We start from the raw sequence: 10,614 nt of genomic DNA on the forward strand, positions 1-10,614 counted from the left end.
GGGATATGTCTCTCAACTAATCTCATAAATCAAGGGGTTAAAATTATATTAGGATGGGAGCATTTAGGAATTGTTCTGATTATTTAGTCTGAAACTCAAGTGCCAATTTTATTATACTATTAAACCTTTGGCCTTGGAGTTATTAAATTTTGTCAAATATTTAGTAGCTCTTTTGTATAAATCAACGAAGATATTTGACATTACTTGACTATATATTACTATATTTATGTATAACTTTTATTATACTCTTGTTTATTAAGAAAATTAGAAACAATATCAACTTGACAAATGTTTGCTATATTTTCTTGAGTGGAATGTGAGCTTTATCAATTCAGCCTAAAACCTAAAACCTACAACCTTGTTCAATGTCAGTTCTGTCAAATACCTAAATTTTTTTAATCACTATTGGGTCTCCTACCTTCAAACCTAATTCCTTTGCACGTCTTCCCCGAAGTTCAATTACTCGATCAACTAATACATCAGGTCCATAAGTAGGACAAGGATCGGCTAAACAGGGAGGGACATTTTCAGCGATCGCCTGAACGATGCCAGAGTTTATGAATATAATATCAAGAGATATTTTGCAATTTTTCATCCAAAACTTAACTTTCTGAGGTGGATCAAAAGAGAATAACATTCCTCGGTCATCAGCAAGTTTAGTCCTATACATTAAACCTATTGCTTTCTCTTGAGGAGTTTTCGCTACCTCTAAATTAATTATCTGATTAGATATATGAGCTTTTGCCGTAATTGGTAAAATTTGGCCTTGTGAAGATATCTGAGAATCTAATATATTTTGAGCTTGTACTGGAATATTCAAAATTTGAATAAATATTATTTGTAGCAAACAGAAAAGCAACAGAAATAAGATTATTCCAGACTTAAGTAAACCAATTTTACGACCCATAATTAATTATTTCTCAGATATTCTATGTATATTTCATTAAGCAACGCCTAATTTTTTTGATACTTCACTATAAATCTCTAAATAGGGTTTGCTGAAAAAGTCTTTTTGCGCTCGGCAGGGAGTAGGGAGTAGGGAGTAGGGAGTAGCTAAGAATCAAGAGTTGGAGGGAGTTGTAGAGGAGGTAGTCAGAAAAATTATCCCTTGCCAACTCTGCCCAACTATATGCCAGAATACTCACTTTTGAGCTTTCTGAGGCGAAAATCAGGTATTTCTGATCTAAAAAGGCTAAAACCAATATCAGTAAAGACTTTGATATTTAATCAGCAAACCCTAAATAATAAAGAATAAGGTCAATGATTGCACAGAGATTATCAATTTTTTCCCACTATTGCCTTCCCTATTTTCTTGAGATGCCTAATATAACCCATTTGGTATCTATAAATCACCTCTAGTTTGAGTTTTAGTATTAAGAAACAATTTAGTGTAATTTTAATTCAAATAAATTTGAACTCGACAAATTATTCCAAGACTAAGTTTCCCTCAAAACATACCCAATACCACGGACTGTTTGAATTAATCTTTTCTCACCTTCTCGTTCAATTTTCAGACGTAGATATCTAATATATACCTCAATTACATTAGACTCACCCAAAAAATCATAACCCCAAACATTTTCCAAAATCTGTTCGCGACTCAATACTTCGCGAGGATGCTCCATTAAAAACTTTAATAACTCAAATTCCTTCATAGTTAACTCAATACTACGACCATGACACAAGACCCGCCGATTTGCCAACTCTAAAATTAAACTCCCAAATCTCAATTGGTCCTTTTCTGCTGTAGTGGGTTGTAAATAAAAACGGACTAATTTTAAGAATTCATCACTGCGATAAGGTTTAAGAAAATAGTCATCAGCTCCAGACTCGAGACAAGCAACTCGGTCGTCAACTTGGTCGCGAGCCATCAACAATAATATAGGCATATTATTACCCATTTCTCTCAGATGGCTACACAATGATAGTCCAGATTCACCTGCCAGCATTCGGTCAATTACAATCAAAGCAGGTTTAAGCTCTATTGCCCGATGAAGACCCACGGTAGAGTTAGTAGCTACAATTGGATTATAGCCTGACTCTTCTAGATCCAAACTCACATATTGGGCAAGAATTTCATCAGTCTCTATTAGTAAAACAGAACGGTCTCGATCTATAGTTAAGGTAGTCATACTAAGATCCTCCCATATAATCCTGGAATATTGGAGTTAACCTCGTAGTGAGAATTGTGAAAAATAACTACCAAGCAAATTTAAGGCAATTCCACAGAAGTTGGCTTGGCAATGTGTGGCAGTCCCCATCCCAATTTCTCGCGTAGAACATGGAAAAACTCCGGTGGCTTTAGCCGAATAAAACGTGCTTTATAATGCGATCGTTTCACTCGTACTCGATCCTCTGGCAAGACATAACATCCACCATTACCATCCACTATCATCATCATACGATCTGTACTAGCAGGAAAAACAGTTACTAGCTCAGTATCAGCAAAAACCAAAGCACGGGAGGCTAGAGAATGAGGACAAATAGGTGACAGTTCCAAAACGGGAACTCCCGGAGTCACGACAGGGCCACCTGCCGACAAAGAATAAGCAGTAGAACCAGTAGGGGTAGAAATAATAATACCATCTGCCGCAATATCTATAGGAGCGTGCCGACCAATTTGGATTTCAAAATGGCACATACAAGTCATAGGTTCCCGATGTAAAACCATTTCATTTAAACAAAGGGCTTCCCATAATAAATCATTATCTCGGAACAGACGTACTTCTAGCATTGTCCGTTCTTCTACTTCATAGTTTCCGGCTAAAACCTGTTCGATAGCTGGATATAACTGATTGACAAAAGTCTCAGTTAAGAAACCCATGTGACCTGTATTGACGGTCAATAGTGGAATATGGCAAGGTGCTACTTGACGAAATGCAGATAAGACTGTACCGTCCCCTCCTAATACAACACCAAATGTCATGTCTTTGGTAAAGCTAGAGGGAACTAATTGGTCTATAGAAGTATGACATAAAGGACGTTCTAGGCTGGGGTAACCTAAGATTCCTCCCGATCCACTGTTGATCTGAATATCATAGCCATAAGCAGTGAGCTTGTCTTTTAACTCATTAGTTATGCGACAAGCTATTGGCTTGGCATCGTTATAAATGATTCCTATTTTTGACACTCGAAAAAATCTAGTTCAGGGTGATTAGAAACTTTAGAAAAAGAAAGGTTTATTCTTGGAAGTTGATTTTCCTAATTTTGCTTGCTCGTACTCTATTTCTTTCAACTTTTTCATAATCCGACTATAGTATTCTTGCAGATAAGATTCTAGTGTGGTTATTTCTTCAGGATTAATGCCAAATAAAGGATAAACATCATCCATTGAAGCTGTTAAAGGCTGACTGTTAGCTAATACTTCTGCAAAAGCTAGTCTATCAGCAACATTCCAACCCCATTGAAATGACCTAGTAAGCTGACGAAATATACGCAATAAGTTAATATTGGTACGAGTTACTTTTGCTTTTTCTCCAGAAAGTCTTTCACACATCCGAATAATTTCACTGGCATCCCAGGCACGAGGACCTACTATAGGAAAGCTTTGATTTTCTGTTTCGGGCACTGAAAGAGCACGGACAGCAAACTTAGCAATATCTTGAGTATCCATATATGCAATTGCCGTTCCTTGACCGGGAACCCAAACTGCTTGCTTATCTAAAATTGGCACTGCATACTGGCCAATTAATCCCTGTAAAAAACCACACGGCTTTAATATCGTGTATTTTAAGCCAGATTCAGCAATAAAAAGTTCTGTACATCGCTTAATTTCTAGGAGAGGGACTTGGGGGTATTTCTCTGCATTTAAAAAGGAGAAAAATATGAAACGTTCTACACCTTTAGCCACTAGAGCTTGAATTAGGGCTACTTTTCCTTCCCAGTCTACCTGTTTAATACTAAGAGAGTCTGTTGGTCTCGAAGTTGCAGCATCAATAACTGCATCAACTCCTTCCAAAGCTGGTAGTAAAGTTTTAGGCTTGCAGAGATTTCCTCCTATTAGTTCAGCCCCCCACTCTTTCAAAAAAGATGCTTTACTGTAGCTTCTGATTAAGCAGCGTACTTCATATCCTTCGTTTAGGGCACAACGCACAATTTGTCTACCAAGAGTACCAGTAGCCCCTACGATTAATAGTTTCATAAACAGTTTATTAATTATATTAAAGATTCTTTATCACTCTATCAAACTTCTCTCATTTTTTTACAAAACTTAATATCTTGAGTTAAGTATATTTTAGTTTATATTTATTAATCTGTTTTACTTACCATAAGATTCATAAAAAGTAAATACCACTATAGGCATCCCCCACTAGAAAAAATTAATGAGGAAATGCTCCTATAGCAAAAATTCAGTCAGTTAAGCGCTCATACTACTTTAAAGATTGGGAAATTTGATTATTCGCCTCCTTGTAACTTAAGTAATAGGAAGCCTCCTGCTAAACCAATCAGAATCACAGAAAAAGACAAAATAGCTGCATTGAAAATCTCACCACTCATATTCTTAAAATACTCCTATGTAATTTGTGAGATATATTTTAAGACATTTTGACTTCTTCCCGGACTAAAGTCATACAGTAGTTTCCAAAGTTATGAGCTACATATCTTCAGGACTTGAGGGAGTAGACTGTTTTTCATGCTAATTTTGATACTACAAATTGAAGTGCGGAATGTTGGGTAGAACAATTTTGGGACAATTCTTACTCCTACCTCTTCTAAATTCCCCGTTCCTCCTGTCTTCCCCTCCTGGGAGGGCTATGCTTTATAAACATCTTTCTTAACATAAAAATTGACAAAATAGACAAGTTATGAGCTAGCCTTTCAAAGATTTTGCCAGAGAAAAAGTGTATTAAAAAGTAGATTTTTTTTGATAACTTAAGTAGTTTTTCCTATCTACTATGATTCTTTCTCCCTTCTCCCCTGCTCCCTACTCCCCTACTCCAAACAAGGTTTTCAGGAGTTCCTTATAAGGGATAGCTGGGAGGGGCGGGGGTGGGTTGTCTCCTACCACTACTAAAAAACTTTTGAGCGCAAACCCTAATTATTAATTATTAATTATTAATTATTCGGTAAGTATTCTTCAGCAGAATAAATATGAAAATATCAACAACAGAAATAGAAAATACAAATCCTCGTCTAGCATTGACAATTGGAGACCCTGGGGGTATTGGACCAGAAATAATTCTTAAGGCTTTAGCAGACCCTACTGTTACAGAAAATTGTGACTTGACAGTCATAGGCAGTCATCGCATTTTGCAACAAACCTATCAAAAACTATCGCAACTCTCGAAAAAAACTCAATCGTCAGAATTACTTATTAAATGGGAAAACTTAAAAATTTTAGATGTAGAGTTTAATGGAAAATTAGAAAATATCTTTCTTGGCAAAGGTAATGCTATGAGTGGGGAAGCTAGCTTTTGTTTCATGGAAACAGCTATTGCTCAGACTTTAGCCGGAAAATTTCAAGGTATTGTCACTGCTCCTATTTCCAAAACTTGCTGGCAGATGGCTGGTCATAAATACCCTGGTCAAACTGAACTTTTAGCAGAAAAAGCAGGAGTAAAAAAGTTTGGGATGCTATTTTTTGCCCGATCGCCCCACAGTGATTTTGTACTCCGATCCCTTTTAGCCACCACACATATACCATTATGTCAAGTCCCAAAAGCTTTAACACCAGAATTGTTAAGTTGGAAATTAGAATTGCTTATAGAAAGTTTACAAAAGGATTTTGGGATTTCTCAGCCAAAAATTGCTGTTGCTGGTTTAAATCCTCATAGTGGAGAAAATGGACAATTAGGAACAGAAGAGCAAGATTGGCTAATCCCTTGGTTGGACAAACAACGCGATCGCCGACCAGAAATAAAGTTAGACGGGCCAGTGCCACCGGATACTATGTGGGTAAAACCAGGTCAAGCTTGGCTTGGTTTACCAGCTCAAACTTATGATGCTTATTTGGCACTGTATCATGACCAGGGTTTAATTCCAGTCAAGCTAATGGCTTTTGATTTAGCAGTGAATACTACCATTGGTTTACCATTTGTTCGTACTTCTCCCGATCATGGTACAGCTTTTGATATTGCTGGTCAGGGTATTGCTGATGCAACGAGTATGAAAGCAGCAATAAAGTTAGCTCAAGAATTGATATTACAAAGAAGTTCTGAATAGAATTGTCTCTATGATAGTTGACTAAGTGAATCTACAATCTAAAATATACAAATAGGAAGTATAAAAAAGCTGACAAATTTGATGGTCAAGCAAATATACTTACTAATATCATTTTAGTTAGCTCTCATATCATGTATCTTTCATAAATGTCCACAATAAAAATTTTAGGAAACAGGGAAGAGGGAGAAATTTATCAGAGAAAAAATGTTTACCCTTGGGTAATTAAATGATACTTGATATTTGGGGGAAGAATTTTTTATTCTTAACCCCAAAATAAGCTTATCAAAAAATCTTGAAAGAGGACTCCGGTTATCATATTTGATTTAGTGATGAGAGTCTCAATAAGACATGAGTTAACAAACAATAAAATGGTAAAAAAACAAAACTTATTTTAGACAACTTTGAAAACTATATCCTTTGCTATCCAGGGAAAAATGGATTATGAAACTTTAGGAAAAGCAGGAGGAATTAGCACAACTCCTGGTACACCCCAATGGGCACTTGCTATTAAGTTAAAACTACAATCTGTTCTGAAAAAAGATGTAGTTGTTAATGGGGAACAATTAAAAGCATGGCGTGAATTGATGAAACAGCCAGCAGCTTATCAACAATTACTTGATGAGCAAGGAAAACAATTTAATAGCTATGAAGAATTATGTCGTGCTCAACCACCTTATGGATTAGGTTGTGAAGCTCAAGAAATTGAAGAATTAATTAGTGGATTAGAATCAACTGAAACAAAAACAGTTGACCTCCCAGAAGACCCATTAAAAGATCTAGGAAATCCATCAAACTATTTTCATAAATTCTCTAAACTTGTGGAAGCTTGTCCAGATAATCAAGCTTTAAATGCACCTAAAATCGGACAGATTTTAGATTATGCTCATAGCACTGCTCAATTATGGAGAAAAAGATGGGAACATTTAGGATGGTTAGAACAATCAAAAAGTAGTGGGAGAGGTTTTTACCAAATTACTGAATCAGGAAAAAATGCAGTTAAAAATTGGTTAGATCAACAGCCAGAAGGTAAATTGAATGAGGAACTATGGGTAGTAGTTCCTAAAAATCCTCAAAAGGCAGCAGAAAAATTGATTAAGTCGTTTAAAGATGAAGATTTAAGAGAGATTTGCAAACTAATTGGAGAATCTTTTAGTCAAGAATTAACTGTATTTCATTCAGATTCAGAGATGGAATAATAATTTGTTTTTGGTCATTAGTAGATTACATAATCTATCAATATCAGGGTTTAATAGTATAAATTAAGAGTTAATTTTTTATCTTTTCAGGTAATTTAATGCTGAAAAACATAAAAGGTTGTTTTTGAGGAGATTATTAATGTTAAAAGTAGTCCGAAGCTTTACGGAATAAGTAAATTATTGAATCAATCAAGCAAGTATTTATTCTTAATTTTTTACTAGGAATTTGATGAACGAAAAAAGTAATTGAGATGATTTACATAGTATAAATAGGGTTTGCGCTCAAAAGTATTTTAGTAGGGGTAGGAGACAGGAGTCAGGAGGAATGGGAATTTGGAGGAGGTAGTAGTAAAAATTATCCCAAGATTGTTCTGCCCAACTCTTGACCAAAATCCTGAATTTTTGAACCATTACCACCTAAAACCTCGCACTTTTTCCAGACTTAAAATTGCTCAAACCAATATCAGTCAATACGCGTGAGAATTAATCAGCAAGCACTAAGTAAATTATTGAATCAATAAAAATAGTAGTTTTTCATCTGAGTAAATGACCCTCAAAAAATAGCTATAGGGATTACTTTTAACTAGGGTTATTTTGAGTGAAATAAATTGTGTCAGACTTGAATAAGAATTTAATTTATCCGAAAATTAATAAATAAGTAATGACCAGCTTCTACTCCAATTAAAAATTTAGGTATATTAGTAGTTTAAATTCTGTGGAGATACTCTATTTTAAGTTGTCATTTCAGTTATCAGTTAGCTTCCTGTTCCCTCTACTACTCTTTCTTTTCTCCTGACTCTTGAATCCTCAAATATCATACACTCATTCACCAACGCCATAAATTTTATAAGAGGAAATAATGACAGAGCTTTCTACTGAACAATTGCTTTATCTGCTTTATACGTTTGCCTACTCAACAGAAGGAACTGTTACTAGAAGTACAGTCAGGAATCATTTATCTAAAAAACGTCGCCCCAATGCAAAACAGGTTTGTGAGAGTTTATGTGAGCTGAAGTTTCTGGAATCTCCTAAACGAGGGAGAATTAAAGTTACTGAAATGGGAATGAAAGCTCTAGTTTTTAATCTTCAAACAACTGAATATAAATTTAGGTCTAACAAAGGACCTAAAATTTTAAATGCTCTGATGGCTTGTTTAAAATTAGCTGCAAAATATAATCAGATAAATTATCAAAATGAGGATATGGATTTTGAGACATTTGTAGATAAGTTTAAAAAGCTTTACCTTGAAGAAAGGAAGCGTCAAGAATTGGAAGGTGTTGTGGCTATTCGCAGTCAAGAAATTTGCCAAAAGTTTAGGCAAAAACATCATATTTCTGAATTGCTACTAGAAAAATATTTCGAGCAGTTGAAATCTGATGGTTTAGTATTTGCAGTACAAGAAAACAATAAAGAATTAATTCAATGGATGGAGTAAATTATGCCGGAAGATGCAGGAAAAAAAAGATATATTAGAAAGTTTTTACAGCAAATTCAACCAGGAGAAGGTTATGTAGAAAATATTTGGGTTGAACGTGATGTAAGATTACCAGGGAAAGAAGGTGAAGGTTTTACTACAGCTCAAAGTTTATCTCGCAAATCTTTAATATCAAACATAACGGAACTGCTTTTAGACGATATTAAATATACTTTTGATGATAGATGTTTTACATTCAGATTTGTGGCAGCACTTCTTGGCAGTGGCAAAACTTCCCTATTAACTTATTTGCATGAATTAACAACAACTCAGTCAAATTATGAAAAACATTCTGTAGTGATTCAGTTTCCACTTGATGATTTGCTTCTATTTGGTGGTAGCCATAGTTTCAGCATTAAATTTTACTGTTATATTTTAGGAGATACTTTTTGGCAATTAATACATAATAAAAAATTATTACCAGAGGTAAAAACAGTCGCAAAAGATATTCTCAAGGAATATTTAGATGAACAACAATCGCTACCTCAACTAATGACACCAGACCTTAAACAAAACCTTTTTTGTGAAAAATTTAGTGACTTTTTTGCCACAAGATCGCTAAATTTTGCACGTCTATTTTTTGATGTTATATCTCAAGTAAAAAAACTAGACTCTAGGTTTACTTTTGTCTATCTAATAGATCAATTAGATGGATTAGAAAAATTCCAACAAGAAATAGAAGAAACTAGAGTAATTTTTAGAGCATTACTTAAGCAAGCTGCTCAGAAATTTGGCAGAAGTATTCCTCTACTAATTTATTTGGTAGGTACATCAGATAATGTTAGTTCTTTAATTGAAGGAGACCCTGTATTAAAAAGTTTGGTCGAAAAGTCAGTAATTAATCTTAGCTCAGGTTCTAATAAAGAATTTATGATGATTAAACAAGAAATAGATGACAGGATTAAAGGAGCATACAAAGGATATAAAAATTTTAATAGTGCTTGGCAAGAAATTCAGAATATACCTTTGAAACCAGCTCAGAATTTTCGAGAATTTTGTCAGTATTATTCAGGAAAAGTTCTAGAAATACATGAAAGGTATTTTTCAGAAGCAGAAGAGCAGAAATTTGAAGGTGATGCTCGTGAATTAGTCAAAGCAGAATGTCAAAAAAGGTGGGGGAAACATTTAAAGCAAAAAGCATATACATTATCAGCAGTTGAAACTACAAAAGTAATTCAAGGTAAAAAAACAGGGCAAAAGCACGCCTTAGATTGTTATGTAGAACTACTTGATAATGGTAGAGTAATAGCTAGAGCTTTTGGTGAAGCTAAAAATTATAAATTGATTGTTGAACATTTAGATAATTTTAATTTCTGGTTAGATGATTTAGAGTTTAATCCATATTCTTCAGCATCAGAAAATTCTCCTCCAGATTTAGCTTTTATGATTGCTCCTTCTTGTTCAGAACGTCTCAAAAGAAAGCTAGAGTTACAAAATATTGAATTTATTCAAGCAGATAAAGTTATTGATAAAATATCAACTTCATTACCAAGTTCAAAAAGTTCAACTGTAGATAAAATTATTGAAACAAAATTAACTTCATCACCAGATTCAACAAGCTCAACTGCTGTTAATATCAATACAGCGAATGAAGCAGAATTAATAATTGCTTTTAAAGGAACAGGTGTCAAGAAAAAAACTATTCAAAAGCTTATAAATAATAGAAACAGTAATCCTTATAAAGACTTAAATCACCTGGTATCCAATCTTAAGTTTAGCGATAATGTAAAAGCTAAACTTCAAATAAAACTCGATAATGAAGAAATTAGTTTTTCTGATTGA

At 34.4% G+C, this 10,614-nt stretch carries 9 protein-coding genes; 4 read left to right on the forward strand and 5 right to left on the reverse strand.

All coding sequences use genetic code 11. The features are described 5' to 3' along the window. Nucleotides 1-385: 385 nt before the first annotated feature. The 5 genes from AC3DU7_RS14270 to petM form a co-directional block, all read right to left on the reverse strand. Nucleotides 386-907 (reverse strand): DUF192 domain-containing protein, encoded by a 522-nt coding sequence (locus AC3DU7_RS14270; protein WP_488039998.1) that lies wholly within the window; start codon nucleotides 905-907, stop codon nucleotides 386-388. Nucleotides 908-1,436: 529 nt separating this feature from the next. Next, a complete protein-coding gene (nblR, locus tag AC3DU7_RS14275) occupies nucleotides 1,437-2,132 on the reverse strand; it encodes a response regulator transcription factor NblR (protein ID WP_488039999.1) in 696 nt (231 codons plus the stop codon). 80 nt (nucleotides 2,133-2,212) lie between these two features. Further along, nucleotides 2,213-3,130 carry an NAD(+) kinase gene (locus AC3DU7_RS14280; RefSeq protein WP_488040000.1) on the reverse strand — a complete coding sequence of 306 codons (918 nt, stop codon included), beginning with the start codon at nucleotides 3,128-3,130 and terminating at the stop codon, nucleotides 2,213-2,215. Nucleotides 3,131-3,163: 33 nt separating this feature from the next. Continuing rightward, the gene (locus AC3DU7_RS14285; RefSeq protein WP_488040001.1) at nucleotides 3,164-4,141 is read right to left on the reverse strand and encodes an SDR family oxidoreductase; all 978 of its coding nucleotides are present in this window, start codon (nucleotides 4,139-4,141) and stop codon (nucleotides 3,164-3,166) included. A gap of 254 nt (nucleotides 4,142-4,395) precedes the next feature. Then, a complete protein-coding gene (petM, locus tag AC3DU7_RS14290) occupies nucleotides 4,396-4,497 on the reverse strand; it encodes a cytochrome b6-f complex subunit PetM (protein WP_063823346.1) in 102 nt (33 codons plus the stop codon). 594 nt (nucleotides 4,498-5,091) lie between these two features. On the opposite strand from petM, the gene pdxA reads away from it, so the two are divergent. The 4 genes from pdxA (at nucleotide 5,092) to AC3DU7_RS14310 (ending at nucleotide 10,614) form a co-directional block, all read left to right on the forward strand. Next, nucleotides 5,092-6,162: a 4-hydroxythreonine-4-phosphate dehydrogenase PdxA gene (gene pdxA / locus AC3DU7_RS14295; RefSeq protein ID WP_488040002.1), complete on the forward strand. Its 1,071-nt coding sequence runs from the start codon at nucleotides 5,092-5,094 to the stop codon at nucleotides 6,160-6,162. Between the two features lie 434 nt (nucleotides 6,163-6,596). After that, on the forward strand, nucleotides 6,597-7,358 hold the full coding sequence (locus tag AC3DU7_RS14300; RefSeq protein ID WP_488040003.1) for a hypothetical protein: 762 nt from the start codon (nucleotides 6,597-6,599) through the stop codon (nucleotides 7,356-7,358). Nucleotides 7,359-8,217: 859 nt separating this feature from the next. Further along, nucleotides 8,218-8,793 (forward strand): hypothetical protein, encoded by a 576-nt coding sequence (locus tag AC3DU7_RS14305; protein WP_488040004.1) that lies wholly within the window; start codon nucleotides 8,218-8,220, stop codon nucleotides 8,791-8,793. 3 nt (nucleotides 8,794-8,796) lie between these two features. Further along, nucleotides 8,797-10,614 carry a ComEA family DNA-binding protein gene (locus AC3DU7_RS14310; RefSeq protein ID WP_488040005.1) on the forward strand — a complete coding sequence of 606 codons (1,818 nt, stop codon included), beginning with the start codon at nucleotides 8,797-8,799 and terminating at the stop codon, nucleotides 10,612-10,614.

This window comes from Okeania sp., assembly GCF_983059655.1.

Bases quoted from the DNA above. Each gene is read 5' to 3' on its own strand.
- AC3DU7_RS14270 (WP_488039998.1), bottom strand. From the start codon at position 907: ATGGGTCGTAAAATTGGTTTACTTAAGTCTGGAATAATCTTATTTCTG.
- nblR (WP_488039999.1), bottom strand. From the start codon at position 2,132: ATGACTACCTTAACTATAGATCGAGACCGTTCTGTTTTACTAATAGAG.
- AC3DU7_RS14285 (WP_488040001.1), bottom strand. From the start codon at position 4,141: ATGAAACTATTAATCGTAGGGGCTACTGGTACTCTTGGTAGACAAATT.
- petM (WP_063823346.1), bottom strand. From the start codon at position 4,497: ATGAGTGGTGAGATTTTCAATGCAGCTATTTTGTCTTTTTCTGTGATT.
- pdxA (WP_488040002.1), top strand. From the start codon at position 5,092: ATGAAAATATCAACAACAGAAATAGAAAATACAAATCCTCGTCTAGCA.
- AC3DU7_RS14300 (WP_488040003.1), top strand. From the start codon at position 6,597: ATGGATTATGAAACTTTAGGAAAAGCAGGAGGAATTAGCACAACTCCT.
- AC3DU7_RS14305 (WP_488040004.1), top strand. From the start codon at position 8,218: ATGACAGAGCTTTCTACTGAACAATTGCTTTATCTGCTTTATACGTTT.
- AC3DU7_RS14310 (WP_488040005.1), top strand. From the start codon at position 8,797: ATGCCGGAAGATGCAGGAAAAAAAAGATATATTAGAAAGTTTTTACAG.